This window comes from Curtobacterium sp. MCSS17_008 (assembly GCF_003234185.1).
Lineage (GTDB): Bacteria > Actinomycetota > Actinomycetes > Actinomycetales > Microbacteriaceae > Curtobacterium.
This window is the reverse complement of record NZ_QKSM01000003.1, coordinates 34,030-54,869: the sequence shown is the minus strand read 5'-3', so window position 1 is coordinate 54,869 and position 20,840 is coordinate 34,030. Positions and strand designations below refer to the sequence as shown.

At 72.5% G+C, this 20,840-nt stretch carries 20 protein-coding genes; 11 read left to right on the top strand and 9 right to left on the bottom strand.

What is annotated here, in order from left to right; all coding sequences use genetic code 11:
• Positions 1 to 234: 234 nt before the first annotated feature.
• Positions 235 to 1,605, bottom strand: coding sequence for an MFS transporter (locus DEJ23_RS04650; RefSeq protein ID WP_111239106.1), 1,371 nt, complete (start codon positions 1,603 to 1,605; stop codon positions 235 to 237).
• Between the two features lie 289 nt (positions 1,606 to 1,894).
• Here DEJ23_RS04650 and DEJ23_RS04645 point away from each other — a divergent pair, with 289 nt between their 5' ends.
• The 4 genes from DEJ23_RS04645 to DEJ23_RS04630 all read left to right on the top strand — a co-directional run bounded on the left by DEJ23_RS04645 (position 1,895) and on the right by DEJ23_RS04630 (position 4,605).
• Positions 1,895 to 2,200 (top strand): putative quinol monooxygenase, encoded by a 306-nt coding sequence (locus tag DEJ23_RS04645; RefSeq protein ID WP_111239105.1) that lies wholly within the window; start codon positions 1,895 to 1,897, stop codon positions 2,198 to 2,200.
• A gap of 94 nt (positions 2,201 to 2,294) precedes the next feature.
• Positions 2,295 to 3,071 carry a LamB/YcsF family protein gene (locus DEJ23_RS04640; RefSeq protein WP_111239104.1) on the top strand — a complete coding sequence of 259 codons (777 nt, stop codon included), beginning with the start codon at positions 2,295 to 2,297 and terminating at the stop codon, positions 3,069 to 3,071.
• Positions 3,068 to 3,724 (top strand): allophanate hydrolase subunit 1, encoded by a 657-nt coding sequence (locus tag DEJ23_RS04635; protein ID WP_220034186.1) that lies wholly within the window; start codon positions 3,068 to 3,070, stop codon positions 3,722 to 3,724. Before DEJ23_RS04640 ends, DEJ23_RS04635 begins: the two co-directional genes overlap by 4 nt.
• Positions 3,721 to 4,605 (top strand): biotin-dependent carboxyltransferase family protein, encoded by an 885-nt coding sequence (locus DEJ23_RS04630; RefSeq protein ID WP_111239103.1) that lies wholly within the window; start codon positions 3,721 to 3,723, stop codon positions 4,603 to 4,605. The genes DEJ23_RS04635 and DEJ23_RS04630 overlap by 4 nt, the downstream gene beginning before the upstream one ends.
• A 43-nt stretch (positions 4,606 to 4,648) precedes the next feature.
• Here the strand turns inward: DEJ23_RS04630 and DEJ23_RS04625 are convergent, their stop codons facing one another.
• The 3 genes from DEJ23_RS04625 to DEJ23_RS04615 are packed head-to-tail and all read right to left on the bottom strand — an operon-like array spanning position 4,649 to position 7,510.
• Positions 4,649 to 5,701 carry a DUF2891 family protein gene (locus tag DEJ23_RS04625; RefSeq protein WP_111239102.1) on the bottom strand — a complete coding sequence of 351 codons (1,053 nt, stop codon included), beginning with the start codon at positions 5,699 to 5,701 and terminating at the stop codon, positions 4,649 to 4,651.
• A complete protein-coding gene (locus tag DEJ23_RS04620; RefSeq protein WP_111239101.1) occupies positions 5,688 to 6,812 on the bottom strand; it encodes a DUF979 domain-containing protein in 1,125 nt (374 codons plus the stop codon). The genes DEJ23_RS04625 and DEJ23_RS04620 overlap by 14 nt, the downstream gene beginning before the upstream one ends.
• Positions 6,809 to 7,510 (bottom strand): DUF969 domain-containing protein, encoded by a 702-nt coding sequence (locus DEJ23_RS04615; protein WP_111239100.1) that lies wholly within the window; start codon positions 7,508 to 7,510, stop codon positions 6,809 to 6,811. Before DEJ23_RS04615 ends, DEJ23_RS04620 begins: the two co-directional genes overlap by 4 nt.
• A 148-nt stretch (positions 7,511 to 7,658) precedes the next feature.
• Between DEJ23_RS04615 and DEJ23_RS15350 the strand changes: the two genes are divergently transcribed.
• Positions 7,659 to 8,309: a GntR family transcriptional regulator gene (locus tag DEJ23_RS15350; protein ID WP_181429115.1), complete on the top strand. Its 651-nt coding sequence runs from the start codon at positions 7,659 to 7,661 to the stop codon at positions 8,307 to 8,309.
• Positions 8,310 to 8,351: 42 nt separating this feature from the next.
• On the opposite strand, the gene DEJ23_RS04600 is transcribed toward DEJ23_RS15350, so the two are convergent.
• Both DEJ23_RS04600 and DEJ23_RS04595 read right to left on the bottom strand, forming a co-directional pair.
• Positions 8,352 to 9,599, bottom strand: a complete 1,248-nt coding sequence (locus DEJ23_RS04600; protein ID WP_111239098.1) for an endo-1,4-beta-xylanase — start codon at positions 9,597 to 9,599, stop codon at positions 8,352 to 8,354.
• Between the two features lie 364 nt (positions 9,600 to 9,963).
• Positions 9,964 to 11,568, bottom strand: a complete 1,605-nt coding sequence (locus tag DEJ23_RS04595) for an MFS transporter (protein WP_111239097.1) — start codon at positions 11,566 to 11,568, stop codon at positions 9,964 to 9,966.
• Positions 11,569 to 11,649: 81 nt separating this feature from the next.
• Here DEJ23_RS04595 and DEJ23_RS04590 point away from each other — a divergent pair, with 81 nt between their 5' ends.
• From DEJ23_RS04590 to DEJ23_RS04575, 4 genes are all read left to right on the top strand, one after another.
• Positions 11,650 to 12,066, top strand: a complete 417-nt coding sequence (locus DEJ23_RS04590; RefSeq protein WP_181429114.1) for an HIT family protein — start codon at positions 11,650 to 11,652, stop codon at positions 12,064 to 12,066.
• 121 nt (positions 12,067 to 12,187) lie between these two features.
• Positions 12,188 to 12,619 carry a hypothetical protein gene (locus tag DEJ23_RS04585; protein ID WP_111239096.1) on the top strand — a complete coding sequence of 144 codons (432 nt, stop codon included), beginning with the start codon at positions 12,188 to 12,190 and terminating at the stop codon, positions 12,617 to 12,619.
• Between the two features lie 2 nt (positions 12,620 to 12,621).
• Positions 12,622 to 14,055, top strand: coding sequence for an ABC transporter permease (locus DEJ23_RS04580; RefSeq protein WP_146240193.1), 1,434 nt, complete (start codon positions 12,622 to 12,624; stop codon positions 14,053 to 14,055).
• Between the two features lie 298 nt (positions 14,056 to 14,353).
• On the top strand, positions 14,354 to 15,838 hold the full coding sequence (locus tag DEJ23_RS04575) for an MFS transporter (protein WP_111239094.1): 1,485 nt from the start codon (positions 14,354 to 14,356) through the stop codon (positions 15,836 to 15,838).
• An 11-nt stretch (positions 15,839 to 15,849) separates the two neighbouring features.
• Here the strand turns inward: DEJ23_RS04575 and DEJ23_RS04570 are convergent, their stop codons facing one another.
• From DEJ23_RS04570 to DEJ23_RS04560, 3 genes are all read right to left on the bottom strand, one after another.
• Positions 15,850 to 16,278, bottom strand: coding sequence for a hypothetical protein (locus DEJ23_RS04570; RefSeq protein WP_111239093.1), 429 nt, complete (start codon positions 16,276 to 16,278; stop codon positions 15,850 to 15,852).
• Positions 16,279 to 16,542: 264 nt separating this feature from the next.
• Complete coding sequence (locus DEJ23_RS04565; RefSeq protein ID WP_111239092.1) at positions 16,543 to 17,001, bottom strand: DUF4383 domain-containing protein; 459 nt, start codon at positions 16,999 to 17,001, stop codon at positions 16,543 to 16,545.
• A gap of 182 nt (positions 17,002 to 17,183) precedes the next feature.
• Positions 17,184 to 18,077 carry a LysR family transcriptional regulator gene (locus tag DEJ23_RS04560; protein ID WP_111239091.1) on the bottom strand — a complete coding sequence of 298 codons (894 nt, stop codon included), beginning with the start codon at positions 18,075 to 18,077 and terminating at the stop codon, positions 17,184 to 17,186.
• A gap of 72 nt (positions 18,078 to 18,149) precedes the next feature.
• Here DEJ23_RS04560 and hisD point away from each other — a divergent pair, with 72 nt between their 5' ends.
• Together hisD and DEJ23_RS04550 are read left to right on the top strand one after the other, a co-directional pair.
• Positions 18,150 to 19,499: a histidinol dehydrogenase gene (gene hisD, locus DEJ23_RS04555; RefSeq protein ID WP_111239090.1), complete on the top strand. Its 1,350-nt coding sequence runs from the start codon at positions 18,150 to 18,152 to the stop codon at positions 19,497 to 19,499.
• 2 nt (positions 19,500 to 19,501) lie between these two features.
• A complete protein-coding gene (locus DEJ23_RS04550; RefSeq protein ID WP_111239089.1) occupies positions 19,502 to 20,839 on the top strand; it encodes an ABC transporter substrate-binding protein in 1,338 nt (445 codons plus the stop codon).
• Position 20,840 lies beyond the last annotated feature (1 nt).

The window sequence follows — 20,840 nt, the reverse complement described above, 5'->3', positions numbered from 1 at the left end:
CCTCGGTGGGCCGCCCGGTGCTGGGCGGTCCACCGCCGGAGCGGTGGCCACCCCAGGGGATCAGGGGCCACCGGACGCCCCCGTCGCACCAGCGGCGGGGGCGTCGTCGTGTCCGGCGCCTCGGCGAGGTCCCGCCCGGAACCTGCACGGCGGCGGACCTCCACCGCGCTGCACGCCGACGGCGCGTCCGCGACGTGGGGTCGCGCCTCCGGATCCGTCGGCCGGCGTCGCTGCCTACCGGACCTTCTTGATCGGCAGGATGACGAGCGCACCGAGGAGGACGGCGACGCCGGCCCCCCAGAGCATGAGGGTGTAGTTCTGGCCGCCGCCGAGGCCGAGCAGGAACAGGCCGACCGCCGGGGCGAGCGACTGCGGCAGTGCGTTGGCGATGTTGATGACGCCGAGGTCCTTGCCGGGGCGCTCGGGGTCGGGCAGCACGTCGACCACGAGCGCGGTGTCGATCGCCGCGTAGATGCCGAACGCGAAGCCGAGCACGATCTCGGCGAAGTAGAAGCCGCCCACGCTGTCGACGTGCGCGAGGATCACGAGGCCGACGGCGGTCAGGGCGGTGGATCCCCAGACGAACACCTTGCGGCGACGGACCCGGTCCGACACCCAACCGGACACCGCGGCGCTGACGAGCAGGGCGATCGTGTACAGGAGCACGCCGAAGGCGACCGTGGCGGTGGCCTCGCCGACGTCCTCGATCCCGATCTGGTCCTGCATGTAGAGCAGGCGGTAGGTCGTGAACATGAACGTGCCGAAGGTGATGAGGAAGCGGCCCCACCATGCGAGTCCGAAGTCGGGGTGCTTGATCGGGTTCGTCCAGAACGACGCGATGAGGGTGGTCCAGCTGAACGGCTTCGTCGGGGTCGTCGGCAACTCGTCGCGGGCGACGAGCGAGTAGACGAGGATGACGGCGACGGCCAGGATGCCCGGAGCGATGAAGAGCAGCGGCAGGTTCCCGACCAGGTACACGGCGAGGTAGAGGCCGGCGAGGATCGCGATGTTCTGCGCGAGCGCGATGACGCTCGACGCCTTGCCGCGCTGGAACTCGGGGACGTTGTCGGCGAAGCTCGCGGTCAGGGTGGCGAGGACCGCGTTGGCGGAGACCTGGGCCAGGACCCACGCGATGGTGAGCTGGACCACGTCCGGCGAGAACGCGAGCCAGGCGAGGGCGCCGAGGAAGACCACGACCCCGCCGACCATCCACGGACGACGACGACCCCAGCGGGTGCGGGTGCGGTCCGAGAGCGCACCGAAGAGCGGGTTGGCGAGCAGGGCACCGAGGGCGCCGAACGGCAGCACCGAACCGACGATGGTCTCGGGGCTGGTCGGGTTCAGCTCCTGCGCCTTGATCGACATGCTCACGAAGACCGGGGTGAGCAGGGCGGCGAACAGGCCGAACTGCGCGAGGCTGAGCGCCCACAGGTACTTCGGGCCGACGCGGACCGTGCTGACGTTCTGCGTGAGGCCCTCGACCGAGAACGCGCGCGATGCCGCCGCGGGATCGGCGCTCGTCGCTCCGGCGGCCGCGGTGACCGGCGGGCTGGCGGTGCCGGCGAGACCGGACTGCGGTTCTTCCTTCGACGTCGGTGTCGACATGACTCCTCCTCGAGCCATCGGGGGCGGATCGCCCTCTGAATACCTAGTGCTGCTAGGTGTAGAGGACGGTAACACCCAAAACCTTCTTCTGGAAGCTTTTTCTCCGCGCATGACGCGCCCCCTCCCGCGACACGCGACGTCGGCGGTTCCGCGCCGGACCATCGCGCTGCGGGCAACCACCGAGGTTGCGCACCGCACTTCCCCGGCGGGGCGCGGAACAACGACCACCGCGCCCGGGTTGTCACGGCGGACGGCCGAGGGTCGGCCGTCGCAGACGAAAGGCGCCCCCATGACCCAGACGGTCTTCCTCGAGGTCCAGCTCCGTGACGACGTCGACCAGGAGCAGGTGCGATCGGCGGTCCGCGAGACCCTGGCCCAGACGGCGGCGTTCCCCGGCAACGAGTCACTCGAGGTCCTGGTCGACGACGCGGACGCGCTCCGTCTCGTCGTGCTCGAACGCTGGGCCAGCGCCGCCGACCACGATGCCTACGTCGCCTGGCGCGCCACGGACGAGGGCGCCCCGACCGCCCTCGCCGCGATCATCGCCGCCCCGCCGGTCACCCGCACGTTCGGGCGCACGCTCGACCTCGGCTGACCAGGAGCGGCACCGGGACGACCGCCCGGACGGGTGACACCGGCCAGGCTGCTCACTAGATTGTTGAACAACCACTCGACGACAGGGAGCGCCCGTGACGACGATCGACCTGAACAGCGACCTCGGCGAGGGCTACGGCGCCTGGACGATGGGCGACGACCAGGCCGTCCTCGACGTGGTCTCGAGCGCCAACGTCGCCTGCGGCGCCCACGCGGGTGACCCGTCGACGATGCTGGCCACCGCCCGTGCCGCGGTCTCGCGCGGTGTCGCCGTCGGGGCACACCTCGCGTACCGCGACCTCGCCGGGTTCGGTCGACGCCCGGTGCACGTCTCCCCCGACGAACTCCACGCCGACGTCGTGCACCAGCTCGGCGCCATGATCGCCGCCGCGCGCGTCGCCGGCGGGAGCGTCACCTACGTCAAGCCGCACGGCGCGCTCTACAACACGGCGTGCGCGGACGCGGTGCAGGCGGAGGCGGTCGTCCGCGCCGTCGCCGACGTCGACCCGTCGCTCGCCGTGCTCGCGCTCCCGGGATCCGAACTCCTGGCCGCAGCCGCGCGCCACGGGCTCCGTCCGGTGGCCGAGGCGTTCGCCGACCGGGCGTACGAGCCCGACGGGTCCCTCGTCGCGCGCAGCCGACCCGGATCGGTGCTGCACGACCCGCACGAGGTCGCGGCGCGGGTGCTCCGGATGGTGACGGAGGGGGTCGCCACCGCCGTCGACGGGTCGGACGTCGCGGTCACCGCAGAGTCGGTGTGCGTGCACGGTGACACCCCGGGTGCGGTCGCGATGGCGCAGGCCGTCCGCGCGCTCCTGACGGCCGAGGGGATCACCATCGCGCCGTTCGCCGGCTCGGCGGCGACGGCGTGAACAGCCACGGGGCGGCCACGCCGCCGCTCGACGTGCGGTCGGCCGGACGCAGCGCCGTGCTCGTCACCTTCGACAGCCTCGAACGGGTCGTGGCGTTCCGCAGCGGTCTGCAGCCAGACCCCGCGGCCGTCCTGCCCGGCGTGCACGAGGTCGTCTCCGGCGCGCGCACCCTCCTCGTCCGGTTCGATCCCGCACGCACCGATCCGGTCCGCCTCCGCTCCGCGCTCGGTCAGGTGGTCCCGGTCCCGGCCGAGGCCACGACCGACGCCGACCCCGTCGTCGTCCCCGTCCGCTACGACGGCGAGGACCTCGACGACGTCGCATCGGCTGCCGACATGTCCGTGGAGGCCCTCGTGGCATGGCACACCGGGCAGGTCTGGACGAGCGCCTTCTGCGGGTTCGCCCCGGGCTTCAGCTACTGCACGGGCACGGAGCCGTCGCTCGCGGTGCCCAGGAGGAGCACTGCGCGGACGTCCGTGCCGGCCGGTTCGGTCGCCCTGGCCGGTGAGTTCAGCGCGGTCTACCCGCGCAGCTCGCCCGGCGGGTGGCAACTCATCGGCCGGACCGAGGTCGCGATGTGGTCGCTCGACCGCGATCCCCCCGCCCTCGCCCCTGCGGGCACCCGCCTGCGCTACGTCGCGGTGCCGTCGTGAGCGCACTGACCGTGCTCGAGATCGGCTTCGCGGCGAGCACGCAGGACCTCGGTCGTCCCGGCTTCAGCGAGGCCGGTCTCGGCGCGGCCGGTGCTGCCGACCGCGGCGCCGCCGCACTCGCGAACCGCATGGTCGGCAACCGCCCGACAGCGGCCGTCCTGGAGGCCGTGCTCGGCTCCGTCACGCTGCAGAGCGACGCGCACGTGGTCGCCGCCCTCACCGGGGCACCCTGTCCGGTCACGGTCGAGCGGCCGGACGGCCGGGTCCGCGGCGCCACGAGCCACGAGGTCCTGCTGCTCGCGCCCGGCGACGTGCTCCGCGTCGGCACCGCCACCTCCGGCCTGCGCACGTACCTGGCCGTGCGGGGCGGTGTCGCCGTGGAACCGGTCCTCGGGAGTCGCTCGTGGGACTCCCTCGCCCGCCTCGGTCCGCCGCCGGTGCAGCAGGGGGACGTCCTGCCCGTCGGTGCGGAGGCGGACTCCTGGCCGGTCGTCGACGCCGTCGCACCGCCCGCCCCGCGACCGCTCGGCGGGCCGGTCGTGCTCGACGTCCTCACCGGCCCACGCGACGACTGGTTCACGGACGACTGGCGGACCACCCTGACCGGGCAGACCTGGGCGACCCTGCCGGACAGCGACCGGGTCGGCGTCCGGACCACGGCCGCCGAACCGCTGCGCCGTCGGACGACCGGTGAGCTCCCGAGCGAAGGCGTCGAGACCGGCTCACTGCAGGTACCGCCCGAGGGGCACCCCGTGGTCTTCCTCGCCGACCACCCGGTGACCGGCGGCTACCCCGTCGTCGGCGTCCTCACGCCGCGGTCGGTCGACCTCGCGGCCCAGCTGCGCCCGGGCGACCCGTTGCGCTTCCGCCTTGCTGGCTGATCGACGCAGACTGCGGAAGCGTCTCGACCACCCCTGACCACGGTCAGCGCGCGGCGCCCTCCCGCGCCTCCATCGCGTCCCATGCGAACGTCGCGAGCCAGTGCGTGGAGTAGTACTCCTCGCCGACGCTCGCCGCCAGCCCGGACGCCAAGAGGTCGTCCGCGGCGCCGCGCAGCAACCCGGCGACCGCCGCTTCCTCGCCGTCGACACGCAGCGCGGCCGCGATGCGGACGGTGCTGCCCGCCCGCGACAGGTCGAGCCCGTACAGGTGCACCTGCTGCGCGTCGGACGGGTCCCGGACGACCGTGGGACGGAGGACCTCGGCGCCGGCGTCGACGCCGGACAGGAACCCGCGCGCCCACGCGCCGTACTCCTCCGGCGGCAACACCGCCGCCATCAGGTCTGCCTCCGAGAGTCCCGCGGACAGGAAGTCGTGGCCGCTCCGCTCCCAGTCGAACGGCCACCCACGGTCGGCGCCGAACCACGAACGCGCCGCCCGCTCCACCGTCCCCACGAGCTCCGGGCGCCCGAGCACCCGCGCGGCGTCGTGCACGAGCAGCAGCCCGAAGGCCGAGTTGCTGTGCACCCCGTGCCGCACCGGGTGGGCAGCCGCGGCCGTCCAGTCGGTCACGAGGTCCGCCACGGCGTCGACCACGGGGACGAACCCCGGTGCGAGCTCCCGGAGCGCCGGCACCTCGGACGCGGAGACCTCTGCCGCCAGCCGCATCAGCCACGCCCACCCGTAGGGCCGCTCGAAGTGCGGCGAACTGCGCAGGTAGTCCGCCTCGATCGCCAGGTTCGCGGCGCCCAGGTGTGCCTGCAGGACGGCGGTGAGGCGTTCCTCCAGGCCGGCCGGCAGGCCGTGCGCGAGCAGACGCGCCGCCAGCCAGTGCATGTGCACGGACGAGTGCCAGTCGTACGAGGTGGCGAAGGCCGGGTGGAGCTCCACGGGCAACGCGCGGTCCTCCGGCCCCGTCGTGGCGTGGTGCGCCGCGTACGGGTACGCACGGGTGACGTTGTCGAGGGCGACGGCGGCGAAGCGCTCGGCCCACGAGGAACGGCGGAGGTCAGGACGGTCGGTCTCAGAATGCGACAAGGTACATGATCCCGGTGTTGACGACGAGCAGGACGACGGCGGTCGGCAGCTGCGCCTTGATGGGCCCGTACTTGTCCCGCATCTCGAGGAGCGCCGCCGGTACGAGGTTGAAGTTGGCCGCCATCGGGGTGGCGAGCGTGCCGCAGAAGCCGGCGAGCATGCCGATGGCGAAGATCGCGGCCGGGTTCCCGTCGAACCCCTGGACCAGGACGGGCCAGCCGATCGCCGCCGTCATGATCGGGAAGGCGGCGAACGCGTTGCCCATGATCACCGTGAACAGGGCCATGCCGACGCAGTACAGCACCACGGCTGCGAACAGCGACCCCTCGGGCAGCACGGCCTCGGTGATGGTCCCCACGGCGGCACCGACCCCAGCCTGGGTGAAGACGATGCCGAGCGTGGAGAGCATCTGCGGCAGGAGCGCGGCCCAGCCGATCGCCTGCAGCAGCCGGCCGCCCTCCCGCACGGGGGTGGCGACGCTCGGCGGGCGGAGGACGAACACGGCGACCACTGCGGCGAGGACGGATCCGACGCCCAGTCCGGTCAGCGTCGCACTGCCCTCGGCGAGCAGCGGCTGACCACCGACGTGCACGAGCGGGCCGAGCGTGGCGACGAGGACGGCCACGACCGGCACGACGAGCGCCGGGACGAAGAGCCGGTTGCCGAAGCGCCGCGCGGACGCAGCGCGTTCCTCGGGACTGGTCGTCGCGAGGACGCTCGTGCTGGCGCTGCCGGTCGCGGCGAACCGGCCGGCCCTGCCCGTCGGGGCGTCGGCCGGGTCCGCCGCCCTGGGGACGGCGCCGGTCGGCTCGGCCGGTCCGGTCGGCGCGCCGGTCCCGGCGCCCGGCACGGCGGCGACGCGCGTGCGGCTCGTGGTGCCGGTCAGCCCGGCCCCGGCGAGCGCCACCATCACGAGCACCGCGATGCCGAGCACCCACGCGGGGGCGGTCCCCGCCGCGACGAACGTGCCGTAGTAGAAGGAGATCCCGAGGATTCCCCAGAACGCCGCGTTGCCGAAGCGCTTCGCGTGCCCGGTGTCGACGACGATGAACACGGCGACGGTGATGAAGAACGCGCCGATGAGCCAGTACAGCCACTCGCTGGTGATCACGCTGCCACCCCCTGTGGCTGCGGCTGCACGTCGGCGGCCATGCGGTCGAGCCTGCGATCGAGCAGGAGCAGTCGGAACCCGTGCACGAGGAGCGCCGCGATGCCGGTCGGGATGGCCCAGAGCGCCAGGTCGATCGGCTCGAGGGCCAGCCCGTAGGTGGTGTCGACGAACGTGGTGATGAGCAGGATCGACCCGACCGCGACGAAGACGTCCTCGCCGAAGAAGACACCGACGGTGTCCGACGACGCCGAGAAGCCCTTGATCTTCTCGCGCATCCGCTCGTCGATGCGCCCGTAGCGCTTCACGGCGGCCCCCTCGGCCATGGGGTGGACGAGCGGACGGACCGTCTGTGCGGGACCCCCGATGCTGGTGAGCCCGACCGCCGCGGTGACCTGGCGGACCGCGAGGTAGCCGGCGAGGATGCGGCCGGTCGTCAGCTTGTCGAGCTTGGCGATGAGGCGCTTGGCCTGGTCCTGCAGGCCGTACCGCTCGATGAGCCCGATGACGGGGAGGACGAGCGCGAACGTGGTGACGCTCCGGCTCGACGCGAAGCCGTTGCCGAAGGCGTCGAGGATGCCCACCGGGCCGATGCCGCCGATGGCCGCGGTGACGATGCCCGCCACGGTTACCACGAGCAGCGCGTTGACGCGGAGGGCGAAGCCGACGATGACGACGGCGACACCGATGAGGACGAACATGCGGGACAGTCTGTCCAGCATTGTTCAACAATCGCAAGGGGTCGACGCGATCTGTAACACGCTCGCAAAGTGCCACCCCGCCGTCCGGACGCCACGACATGCCATCCCGCGCAGGCGCCGGGGCCCCGTGGTGCGGCAGGATCGGGGCATGACGCGTTCCGTGGGCGGAGCCGAAGCGACCGCTGCCCGTCTCCGCGCCGCGATCTCCGACGGCGCCTACCGACCGGGCACCCAGCTGTCCGAGGAGCGGCTGAGCGACGAGCTCGGTGTCTCTCGCAACACGCTGCGCGAGGCGTTCCGGCTCCTCGCCCAGGAGCGCCTCGTCGAGCACGTGTTCCACCGCGGCGTCTTCGTCCGCCGGCTGACCACCGCGGACGTCACCGACCTGTACGCGGCCCGCCGGGTCCTCGAGACCGCGGGGATCCACGCCTGCACCCTGGACTCACCCGCGCTGACGGACGCCGCCGCGGCCGTCGAGGCAGCGCGCCTCGCTGCCCAGGACGGGCAGTGGGCGCTCGTCGGGACGGCGGACATCCGGTTCCATGCGGCACTCGTCCGGGCGGTGCCGAGCGAGCGACTGCACGTCCTGATGGACTCCCTGCTCGCCGAGATGCGCCTGGCCTTCCTGTCCACCGATGACCCCGCCGCGTTCCACGCGGACTTCGTGGAGCGCAACCAGGCCATCGTGACCGCGCTCCGCACCGGCGACCGCGACGCCGCCGCGTCGTTGCTCGGCGACTACCTCGACGACGCCGAACGGACGCTCGTCGCCGCGGCGGGTGGGTCCGCCCCGCACTGACCCGTCCCGCACTGATCCGTCCCGCATCCCGTCCGGGCCCGGTCAGACGCGGACCTGCACCGCCGTCTCCTCGTCGGTGACGGTGAACGGCGTGGTCGCGCCGCGCGCCTCCGCGCGGTAGTCGCCCCGGAACCCCCGCACGCGCACCTGGCCGCGCTCGTCCGTGCGGAGCGCGGTCGGCCCGACCCACCACTCCTCCTTCGCCAGGCGGCGGAGCGCGTCGTACGACGGCTTCGGGGTGCCGTCGGCGCGGACCAACCCGATCGGCGCACCCAGCCATGCTCCTGCGTCGGTGATCCCCCAGTACGTGATCGCCTCGACCGCCGGGTGCCCGACGAGGCTCCGGTAGTGCCGCTCGACCTCGTCCGCCTGGCGCGCCTCGCCCTCGGGCGTGGACGGCCAAGAGTCCACCTGGTGGTCGTTGAGGTCGACGATGTGCGCGGGCATGAGGTCGCCGGAGACCAGGGACGTCTCGGTCAGGTGCAGCGGCAGGCCGTACCGCGCGAACCGGTCGACCATCGCGAGCATCGTGTCCTCGCCCCAGTACCCCTGGTGCATGTGGGTCTGCAGACCGATCGCGTCGATCTGCACTCCCGCCTCGAGCACGCCCTCGATCAGGCACTCGTAGGCGCTCGACAGGTCGAAGTCGTTGAGCAGCAGGGTCGCGTGCGGGTTCGTGGCGCGGGCCTCCTCGAACGCCATCCGGATCGTCGGGATGCGGCCCTTGGCCCGGGCGAGCGGGGTGATCGCGTTGTCGCCGTTCTCGAACACCGGCATGATGACGACCTCGTTGATCGCGTCCCACGTGTCGACCAGACCCGCGAAGCCGCCGACCTCGCGCCGGATGCGTTCCCGCTGCAGCTGTTCGACCTCCTCGAGGGGCAGACCGAGCAGCCACTCCGGCTGCACCGTGTGCCAGACGAGCGGGTGGCCCTTGAGCGCGACGCCGCGGTCGCGGAACCACTCGGCGGCGCGGTGCAGCCGGGCGGTGTCGGGCCGACCCCGCTCGGGCTCGAAGCGGCCCCAGTAGAACGGCAGGGTCGCCGTGTTGAAGACGTCGGTGTACAGATCGGCGAGGTGTTCCGGATCCGCCGTCCCGATCGCCGCGGCATCCCCGTTCGCCAGGCCGACGAAGTCGAAGCCGATGTTGCCGAACCCGAACGCGTGCCGGGTCTGCTCGACGGTGACCTCGACCCCCGGGAGCAGTTCCCCCTCGTGATCGACGACCGTCAGGACCGTCTCGCCGGTGCGGTGCGCGACCGCTGCGTGCTGGACTCCGTGCTGGACCATGACTGCTCCTCCGGCAGCCTCGTCGCCACCGTCGTCGGCTTTTGTTGTGTCGCCGAACATAGCTGCTGGTTGATGCGTCGTACACCCCCGACCGCCCGTTCGTCCGGACACCGCGGTTGCCCGGTGGCCCGCTCGGACGGATCCACTCCCGTCCGTCCCGGGCCGGCTCAGCCACCCGCTGCGGGCCGAACAGGCGAATCCTCCGGTATCGGGTGCTCAGGCGTGGTGCGATGAGACCGCTGTCGAACGACGACCGCGATGTCGCGGGCGCCACCACACCGCGCGGCGACGGACGGGAGGCGCGGTGCCGGGCCGCACCGCGCCTCCCGTTCGTCAGAGGGTCACCACCCGGACACGGGACCTCTCAGACGGACGCCTCGGTCCCGTGCACCTTGCCGACCACCACGTCGACCACGCCCGCGACCAGTGCTGCCGCGACGAAGACCAGCGACACCCCGAGGCCGAGCGGGAGCCCCTGGGCGTAGTCGCCGTCCGAGCTCGCGAGGGTGGAGTAGAAGACGCTGCCGACCGCGGCGATACCGATCGCGGAACCGACACGGGCACCCACCTGGATGAGTCCGCCCGCCGAACCGCCCTGCTGCACCGGCACCTCCGACAGCGTCAGCGTCTGGTTCGGCGAGATGGTCAGACCCGAACCGATGCCGGCGACCAGGAGCGGGAGCACGAGCCACCAGCCGAGGTCCGGGCCGTAGTGGTTCGCGACGACCCAGATGACGGCACCGAGTCCGATGAGCACGAGGACCGTGCCGACGACGATGAGCTCGCGGCCGAAGCGGTGGACGACCCGCCCGCCGACCGTCGAGGCGATGCCCGAGCCGATGGCGAACGGCACCGAGGCCAACCCGGCGAGCAGGGCCGAGTAGTGGAGACCGGACTGCAGCGCGAGCGTCAGCACGAAGAACAGCGGCGTGAACCCGGCGAAGTAGACCGTGGCGAGCCCCACGCCGAGCGAGAACGACCGGCGTCGGAACAGGCCCAGGTCGACCACCGGCTCCTTGGTCCGCCCGTACCGCCGCTCCCAGAGCACGAACAGGACGGCGAACACGACCGCGGCGACGACGAGCCACCACTTCGCGTTGCTCTTCCACTGCTCGGACTGCACGAACGGCAGCAGCAACGCGACCACCGCTGCGCCGAGCAGCAGGATGCCCACCGGGTCGAAGTCGTGCTTCCGGCTGCGCTCGGACCCCGCGGTGGCGGGCAGGTAGCGGAAGGCCAGGAGGATCGTGACGAGTCCGACGGGCAGGTTCACGAAGAACACGAACCGCCAGCCGTTCTCGGTGCCGAACGCGGTGATGAGCAAGCCGCCGACGAGCGGACCGATCGCCGTGGCGATACCGACCGTCGCACCGAAGAGCCCGAACGCGGTGCCGCGCTCCTTGCCGCGGAACAGCTGCTGGATGAGCGCGGTCACCTGCGGGGTGAGCAGGCCGCCGGCGAGGCCCTGCACCAGGCGCGCGATCACCAGCACCAAGCCGTTCGGGGCGAACCCGCAGAGCGCGCTCGCCAGGGTGAACAGTCCGACGCCGATGACGAACATGCGTCGGCGCCCGGAGGCGTCACCGAGCCGACCACCCGGCACGAGCAGCAGGCCGAACGCCAGGGCGTAGCCGGAGAGGATCCACTGCACGGCCTCCGGCGTCGCACCGGTCAGGCCGCTCGAGATCGACTGCAGGGCGACGTTGACGATCGACACGTCGAGCAGGACGATGCCGCCGCCGAGCAGGCAGATGATGAGGGCCTTCCAGCGGTTCGGGTCGGGCTGGTCGGTGTCGGTGTCGGTGTCGGTGTCGGTGTCGGTGTCGGACGTGTCCGGATGGGGCTCGGTGGGGTGCTGCTCGGCCTGCGGCACCGAGGACTGCTCGGTGGTCGCGGCGTGGAGCGCGGGGTGGTGCGGGACGGTGGGAGCCGCATCGGGCTCGACGGGTCTGCGGTGTTCGGCTGCCATGACGACCCCACGCTAGGCCGGGGCCTCCCGGCGATCCGCAGGCTGCGCGGTTCCTGTCCCCCACTGCTCCAGACTGGGGCGATGGACACGTGCCCGTTCTGCAGCATCATCGAGGGCCGAGCCCCGGCCACCTGGGTCGAGCGCGAGGAGCACGCGGTGGCCTTCGCACCGCTCCCCGCGTCGGCGCTCGCCCCCGGGCACACCCTCGTCGTTCCGGTCGCGCACACCGCCGACCTGCTCAGCGCCGATCCGACGTCACTCGCCGCGTGCACGGCGCTGGCGCGGCGGGTCGGCCTGGCGATGCGTGCCGCCCTCGGCGCGACCGGGACCGTGCTGCTGCAGGCATCGGGGACCGATGCCTGCCAGAGCGTGCCGCACCTGCACTTCCACGTGGTGCCGTGCTGGCCGGACGACGGCACGACGCACTGGCCGGAACCGCCGTCGGCGCACGTGGTCGACGGCGACCCGCACGCCGAGTTGGCGTCGATGTTCGAGTAGTGCGGCCGCGGGGTCCGCCCGCGGATGTCATCCCGGAGGAGCACACCGGTCCTCCTCCGTGCCGATCCGGACGGGTGCCGACGTCCGCTGTGATCGTGGGCAGGACCACGAAAGGCTCGACATGCCCCGCACCACCACCACGACCGCCCTCGCCCTGGGCGCGCTCGTGCTCTCCGCCGTGACGCTGACCGGCTGCTCCGGCTTCGGCGACCTCGCCCACGACCGGGTGACCTCGGAGGCGTCGACGCGCGCCGACCTCAGCGCGGCGCCCGCCTGGATGCCCGCCGACGCGGAGGAGATCACCTCCGTCTCGGGCACCGGAGGCACGGCGTCCGACACCACCCCGACCACGATCGTGTTCACGAGCGCGGACGGCGTCACGGCCGACGACTGCACCACCGCGCCCCGGCAGTCGGCACCGACGATGGACGTCGAGGGGGCGCCGAACGTGTACAAGGCCGCGGCGGTGCTGCGGTGCGGCCCGTGGTCGATGACCTCGAAGGGCGACCGCTGGATCGCCTGGACCCCGAACCCCGGCGACGGTGGGTCCTGAGCGTGCCCCGTCACCGCGGGCGGCGTCGTCGGCCCGCTCGTGGCCCGGCGTTCCGTGTCCTCGTCGAGGACCGCGCGACCGTCGCGGTCGCTGCCCTGTCCGCCGGGCTCGGTGCCCTGGTGGTGACCGGGGCGGACGCGGCGAGGCGGATCGTCGAGTTGGGCGACCGGACCGGCTCGAGTGCGACCGTCGCCGTCATCCTGCCGGTCGTGGCATGGGTCTTCATCGGGATCGCGCTGTACGTGAGCGCCGTCGTCGCGTCGAACACCTGCGCGACGGTCATCGCCGGACAGACCCGGTCGCTGGCGCTGCAGCGTGTCCTCGGTGCCACCGGCGACCACCTGCGCCGGCAGATCACGAGGACCGGGTTCCTGTGCGGCGTCGTCGGTGCGGCCCTCGGCGTCGTGGTCGGCACCGCGATCGCGAACGTCGCGTTCGTGGTCGCCGCCGCCGCCTCGGTGCTCCCGCCGCTCGGCGTGCTCGCCCCTGTCCCGCTCCTGCCCGTCGGCGCACTGGTCGCCGTGATCACGACGGTCGCCTTCCGGGTCGGCTCCCGCGCCGTCCTCGCGATCCCGCCCCTGCGCGCGCTCGAGGCCAGCGTCGAAGCACCGCCAGGCGAGACGAGCACGCTCGGGCGGTCCGTCGTCGCCGCGGTCCTCTGCACCGTCGGAGCGGCCGGCATCGCCACCTCGATCGTGCTCGGCGCCTCCACCGTCGAGTCGCTCCTGCTCGCCGTCGCGTGCGGTGCGCTGTCGTTCACGGGGGTGGTCGTCGCCGCGCCGGTGCTGCTGCCCGCCGTGCTCCGGGTCACCGCCGCGATGGCGGCGCGGTCGCTGATCGCGTCCATCGCGGCGCGGAACGCGCTCCGGGCACCGCGACGTACGGCTCGTGCGACCGTGGGGCTGCTCATCGCCGTGACGCTCATGGCGACGTTCTCCGTCGGCTTCGCGACGTACGCGCGGATGCTGCAGCGCCAGACCATCGCAGACCCGGTCTACTACCGTGACATCCAGACCCAGTTCGACCAGCTGGCGGTGACCTTCACCGGGCTCGTCGGCGCGTCCGGCATCATCGCCGCCGCCGGTGTCGTCGTGGTCACCACACTGACGATCGCGCAGCGGGGTCGGGAACTCGGTCTCCTCCGGGTCATCGGGGCGACCGCGCAGCAGGTCCGGAGGCTCGTGCTCGTGGAGACCGCGTTCACGATCGCGATCTCCGTCGTCCTGGGTGTCGGCCTGGGGACCGTGTACGGCTGGGCCGGCGCGTACACGTTGCTCGGGGCGACGAACGCAGCAGAGCTCATCGCCCCGGTCGTCCCGACCTGGCTCCTCGTCGTGGTGCTCGTCGGCGCAGCGGTCACCGGTACGGCCGCGGCGGTGGGCCCGGCTGCCCGAGCGGTCCGGCGTGCTCCGGTGGAGGCGCTGCGGTACGAGTGACGGGCAGGGTCGCCCGCACGGCAGCGCGGCCGGCGGACCGGGCGCTGGGGCGCTGCTCGCGGGCGGGGTCGTGCTGACCTGCGGATCCGCCGGCGCCGGACGCGGGGCTGACCACCTGACGGACGGGAGGCGCGGTGCGGGCCGGTGCCGCGCCTCCCGTCCGTCTCGGGCCCCTTCCGTCCCACCGCGGACCGTCCGGTACGATCGACGGGTGTCCGGCACGGTGCCGGAGTGGTCGCGGAAGGCGATCCGGGCTGAAAACCCCACGTCGCCTTCCATCGCTGAGGACTGCCCTGCCGTGACCACACCCGCCACCCCGACCGCTTCGAACCCGATCGTCCCGCCGCCGCCCGCGTCGGCGCCCGACGACCGCCTGAGCGCTCGCGCCACGACCGTCCTCGTGACGCTCGCCGCTGCGCAGCTGCTCGTCATCCTCGACACCACGATCGTCAACATCGCGATCCCGCAGGCCGCTGCGGCGCTCTCCCTCGGGGCCGACGGCCGCCAGTGGATCATCACCGCCTACGCGCTGACGTTCGGCGCCGTGCTGCTCATCGGCGGACGGATCGCCGACTACTGGGGTCGGAAGCGCACGTTCGTCCTCGGTCTCGTCGTCTTCGCCGTCGCCTCACTGCTCGCCGGCCTGGCCGTCGACCCGACGATGCTGATCGGCGGACGGGTCCTGCAGGGAGCGGGTGCCGCGCTCATGGCGCCGGCAGCGCTCTCGCTCGTCAGCGTGACCTTCCCCTCCGGCCGCGCCCGGAACCTGGCGTTCGGCGTCCTCGGCGGCATCACGTCGAGCGGCGCCGCAGTCGGCCTGCTGCTCGGCGGCGTCCTCACCGAGTTCGTGGACTGGCGCTGGTGCCTGCTCATCAACGTGCCCGTGGTCGCCGTCGCCCTCGTCGCGGCGTCGTTCGTGCTGCGGGAGAGCCGCGCCGCGTCGCACGGCCGGCTGGACGTCGGCGGCGCCGTCACCATCGCGATCGGGCTCGCGTCCCTCGTCTACGGCTTCACCCTCGCCGAGCGCGGCTGGGTCGAGGGCGGCGCACTGGTCTTCATCGCCGTCGGCCTGGTCTTCCTGGCGGTCTTCGTGGCCATCGAGCTGCGGGTCCCTGCGCCGCTGCTCCCGCTCCGCGTCGTCCTCGACCGCAACCGCGGCGGCGCGCTCATCGTGCAGACCTGCGCCGGAGCGACGATGGTGACCGTGACGCTCTACATCACCTTCCACCTGCAGCAGGTCCTCGGGCTCCCGCCGCTGCTCGCCGGCGTCGCGACCCTGCCGCTGGCCTGCACGATCGGCCTGGTCATCCCCGTGCTCGTCCGCCTGATCCCGCGCGTCGGACCGAAGCCGCTGCTGGTCGCCGGGCCGGTGGTCGCGGGCGTCGGGGTGCTCCTGCTCGCCCGGGTCTCCGTCGAGGGCTCGTACTGGGGCGAGGTCCTGCCGGGCCTCGTCGTGATGGGAGCCGGCATGGCCGCGATCTTCGTCCCCGCGCAGAACATGGCACTGTCGCGGGTCCGCCCCGAGGATGCCGGTGCCGCAGCTGCCGCGGCGAACGCGACGAACCAGATCGGCGGTGCCGTGGGCCTCGCGGTCCTGACCAACCTCTACGTCGCCGGTGCAGGTGGCGGTCAGTCGCCCGCTGCGCTGGTCGACGGGTACGTCGCGGTCTTCGTCGGGGCCGCGGTCGTGATGGCCATCGCCGCGGTCGCGGCGTTGCTCCTCATCCGCAACGTCCGGCTCGGGCAGGACGACGCGGGCGAGCAGCTGCCGTCGATGCACTGACGGTCGCGGGGTCAGCCGGCTGCGCGGCGGACCAGCTCGCGCAACCGCCGGTCGACCTCGTCCGTCCACTCGACGACGGCGAACGAGGTCGCCCACATGGCCCCGTCGTCGAGGACCGCGTCCTCCTGGAACCCCACCGTGGCGTAGCGCGACCCGAACTTCGACGCCGGCTGCACGAAGGTGACCACCTTGCCGTCCCGGGCGTACGACGGGAACCCGTACCACGTCTTCGGGTCGAGGCCGGGTGCCTCCTCGATCACGAGCAGGTGGTAGCGCGATGCGAGGGTCTGGTCGAAGCCCTCGAGCGCTTCGATCGCGGCCGTACAGGCCTCGCGCTCGGCGTCCCGCTTCGCGGCACCCTTGAGGCCCCGCGTCGCCTTCCGCTCGTCGGCTGCCTGCTGCATCGCGGCTCGCTCGGCGTCGCTGAACACCCCGGCCATGGCGTCTCCCTCGTCGGTCCCGGTGCACGTGGCACCGGTTCGTCGGTCCCGGTCAGCGCGGACCGGTGCTGTCGGCATCTTCGCACCGCGGCGGGGAGACCGCACCCCGTCACGGACGCCAGGCACGGTTCCGGTCGGCACCGTGCCTCCCGCTCGGCTCGGCTCGGCTCGGGATGTGCCCGACGACCACCGCTGTGGTCAGCAGCCGGGAACGACAGGAGCGCGCCGGTCCGTGGACCGACGCGCTCCTGTTCGTGCTGGGTGTCAGCGGGTGGTGCGTGCGCCGGCGCGGGGCAGGACGACGCCGAGCAGGATCATCGCGACGGCGAGGAAGGCGTGCAGGACGTTGTCGGCGGTGTTGAGCGGGACGAAGTTCGCGGCGCTGGACATGTTCGCGACGAAGAGGCCGAAGACGAACAGCACGGCGTAGATGATGCCGCCGATGAGCAGGTAGGAGCGGGATCCGCTGGCGGTGCGGGCGGCGAGGAGGCCCACGATGCCGAACAGCAGGTGGACGATGTTGTGCAGCGCCGAGACCTGGAACAGGCCGAGCAGCATCGCCATCGAGCCGTCGCCGGCGAAGGACATGGTGCCCATGTCCATGGTCAGGCCCGGGATGAAGCCGGCGATGCCGACGATGAGGAAGACGACGCCGAAGAGCAGTGCGCCCTTCTGGACGAGGGTCGTGGCGTAGCCGTTGCGGGGGGTTGCTGCGCTGGTCATGAGTGCTCTCTCCTTTGTGCGAGGTCGCCGGGGGTGGCGACGGTCACGGTGGTGACCGGTGGCCCTCTCCGTTGCGTTTCACAGTAGAGATGCAGGGCGCACTCGGTTTTCCCCCCATCCGAGGTGCGCGGTGAGCGGACAGGACGGGTCCCCTCCTGCTGCACGCCCGGCCGCGCCGTCCGTCACCGTTCCAGGAGCATCCTGCGGGCCAACCGAGCCAGCTCGCGGGTCGCCGGCGACAGCGGCACGTCCGCCCGTCGGACCAGGGCGATGACGTCGTACAGCGGTTCCGCGAAGGGCACGGTGTGCAGTCCCGCCGGGAAGTTCCGCCCGGCGGCGACGGCGCCCGAGACGATCGTGTCCCCCGCGCCGCGCGCCACCAGGTCCAGCGCCGAGTCGATGTGTTCCACCTCGATCCGCGGAACCAGCGAGACGCCCGCGAACTGCGCCCGTTCGGCGAGCTGACGCCGCGTCGGGTCGCGCCAGCCGTAGTGGGCGTCGTAGAGCACGAGGTCGGTGGCTGCGAGGTCCTGGACGGTGACGGGGCGTGCGGTGCGTGCCGGGTCGGCGGATGCGAAGAGGACGTCGTCGCGACGGAGCGGTGTGACCTCGAGCCCCTCGGCGTCGATCGGCAGCACCACCAGACCGGCTTCGAGCTCACCGGCGGAGACCGCTTCGGCGACCTCCACCGAGTTCAGGCCGATCACACGGAGACGCACGTCGGGGTACCGGGCGTGGAAGCGCTCGAGCAGCCGTGACAGGAAGTAGTAGTTCGCGTTGCGCAGGAGACCGAAGGTCGCCACACCGCCCTGCAGGCTCGTCAGGTCGCGCAGGGACCGGTCGGCGGCGTCCGCTGCCTCGACCGCCCGGCGCGCGTGCGGCAGCAGCCCCTCGCCGGCAGCGGTCAGGACGAGACCGCGACTGCCGCGGTTGAACAGCCGCACTCCGTACGACTCCTCCATGCGCTTCACCAGCTCGGAGACGGACGGCTGCGCCATGCCGAGTTGCGCAGCAGCAGCCGAGAAGGATCCGGCTCCGGTGATCACCAGAAAGGCCCGGAGCTGGGTGAGCGTCATAGGCCCACCCTATGGATCATCGTGGATGTTTCGCCCTTGTCCTCTGCGAGCGGCCTCGTCAGGCTCGACTGCATGAAGCTCAGCCCCCGGTTCTCCGCCGAGAACGCCCACCGGTTCTCCTTCGTGAAGGCTCCCGCCGTCGACGCACCCGAAGCGCAGCGTGACCCTGCCGTCGCCGACCGCGTCTCCGGGATGCTGGCCGAGATCGCCCGCGACGGGATCGACGCGGTGCGCCGCTACTCCACGGAACTCGACGGAGCCGACGTGGTCGAGCTCTCCCGCGAGGAGCTCGCCGCCACCGGGGACCGGTTGGAGCCGGCCCTCCGGTCGGCCATCGAGCTCGGCGCCGAGCGCACGCAGCAGTTCGCGCGGCTGCAGCGCGACCACCTGACCGACTTCGAGGCCGAGCTCGTGCCCGGGCTCACGGTCGGACAGCGGTACGTCCCGGTCGGCAGTGTCGGCGCGTACCTGCCGGCCGGGCGCTTCCCCCTGACGGCGAGCGCCTTCATGAGCGTCGGGGTCGCGAAGGCCGCCGGCGTCCCCACGGTGGTCGCCTGCACGCCCCCGCAGCCGGACGGTGGGGTCAACGCCGCGGTCGCGTACGCCGCGTACGTGTCCGGCGTGGACCGGCTCTTCGTCGTCGGCGGCGTCCAGGCCCTCGCGGCGATGGCGTACGGGCTGCTCGGTGAAGCACCCGTCGACATGATCGTGGGTGCCGGCAACGCCTTCGTCGCCGAGGCGAAGCGCCAGCTGTTCGGCACCGTCGCGATCGACCTGCTCGCCGGCCCCTCCGAGGTCGCGGTCATCGCGGACGAGACGGCGGACCCGGAGCTCGTCGCGGCGGACCTGCTCGGACAGGCCGAGCACGGCCCCAACTCCCCCGCCGCCCTCGTCACCACGTCGCGCGCACTCGGCGAGGCCGTCGTCGCCGAGGTCGAGCGGCAGCTGCCGACCCTGTCCACCAACGCGATCTGCGGCCCGGCCTGGCACGACTTCGGCTCGGTCGTCGTCGTCGACGACCGCGAGGCCGCCGTCGCCGTGATGGACGAACTCGCCCCGGAGCACCTCGAGGTGCAGACGTCGGACGACGCCTGGTACCACGACCACCTCACGAACTACGGGTCCCTCTTCATCGGCCCGTGGAGCACGGTGGCGTACTCGGACAAGGGCATGGCGGGGACCAACCACACCCTGCCGACCGCCGGGGGCGCGAAGCACAGCGCCGGGCTGTCCGTCTCCCGGTTCCTCAAGCCGCTGACCTACCAGCACATCGCCCGCGAGGCCACCCCGGCCCTCGCCGACGCCGTCGACGTCATCTCGGCGAGCGAGGGCATGTCCGCCCACCGCGCCACCGCGACCCTCCGCACCGACCGGCTCCACCGCAGCACGCTCCCCGCCCCCGAACTCACGACCCGGAAGTGACCATGACCGCAGCAGCACGACGGCGACGACCCCTGCTCGCCGCACTCCCCGCCATCGGACTCGTCGTCGCCCTCGCCGGCTGCTCGGCTCCGGGTGCCGGTGGCACCGGCACGAGCGCCGACCAGCCGGACATCACGAGCAAGGTCACGGCCGCCGACGTGGCGGACGGCGGCGACACGACCCTGACGATGTGGGCGGACGTCGCCGAGAAGCCGCTCATGCAGCAGCTCGTCCCCGCGTACGAGGAGGCGTACCCGAACGTCGACGTGGAGATCACCTACAAGAGCTTCGACGACCTCGTCGCGACCGTCGTGAACGCCGCGAACTCCGACGACGCCCCCGACCTGTTCCAGGGCAACATCGGGTACGCCGTCGACGGCGCGCTCGTCAAGGGGAAGCTCGTCCGTCCGCTCGACGACGTCGCGGAGACCTACGGCTGGACCACCGGCACCGGTTCCTCCACCCTCGCCCCGGCGAGGTGGAACGACGACGGCACCACCTTCGGCTCCGGCACCCTCTACGGCATGTCGCCGATCAGCGAGGTGCAGGGCATCTACTACGACAAGGCGAAGCTCGACGACCTCGGGCTGCAGCCGCCGACATCGATCGAGGACCTCGAGGCCGACCTGGCCGAGGCGGAGTCCGCCGGCGAACAGCCGATCGTGCTCGGCAACTCCGACCAGTACGCCGCGACGCACATCTTCTCCGACATCGCGGTCACGCAGCAGGAGCCGGAGCGGATCGCCGACTGGATCGGTGGGAAGCCCGGCAGCACCTTCGAGACCGACGGCAACGTCGAAGCCGCGCAGACCATGCGCGACTGGGCCGAGAAGGGCTACTTCGGCACCGGGTACGACGGCCTGAGCAACGAGGACGCCATCGCGCGCTTCGCGAAGGGCGCCGGCGTCTTCTTCGTCGGCGGTTCCTGGAACGGCGCGTCGCTCGACCCGGAGGAGTTCGGGTTCAGCTCGCTGACGTCGGGCGGCGTCGGCGCCACCGCGTCGCCGTGGCACATCAGCACGAAGTCCGAGCACCAGGACGCCGCGATCGCGTTCCTCGCCATGCTCCACAGCCCGGAGACCGGGCAGTGGATCCTCGACACCGGCAGGCTCCCCGTCGTCACCGACGGCGTCTCGAGCTCCGACCCGCTGCAGGAGCAGACGCTGACGGCGCTGAAGGACACGATCGCCGCCGGCACCCAGGTCGGCTACTACGACTGGACGACGACGGACATGCTGAACGAGATGGGCGGCTCGCTCCAGGAGGTGATGGCCGGCAGGACCACCCCGGAGGCCTTCACCGAGACGGTGCAGGAGACCTGGGCGAAGGCGCACGGCTGAC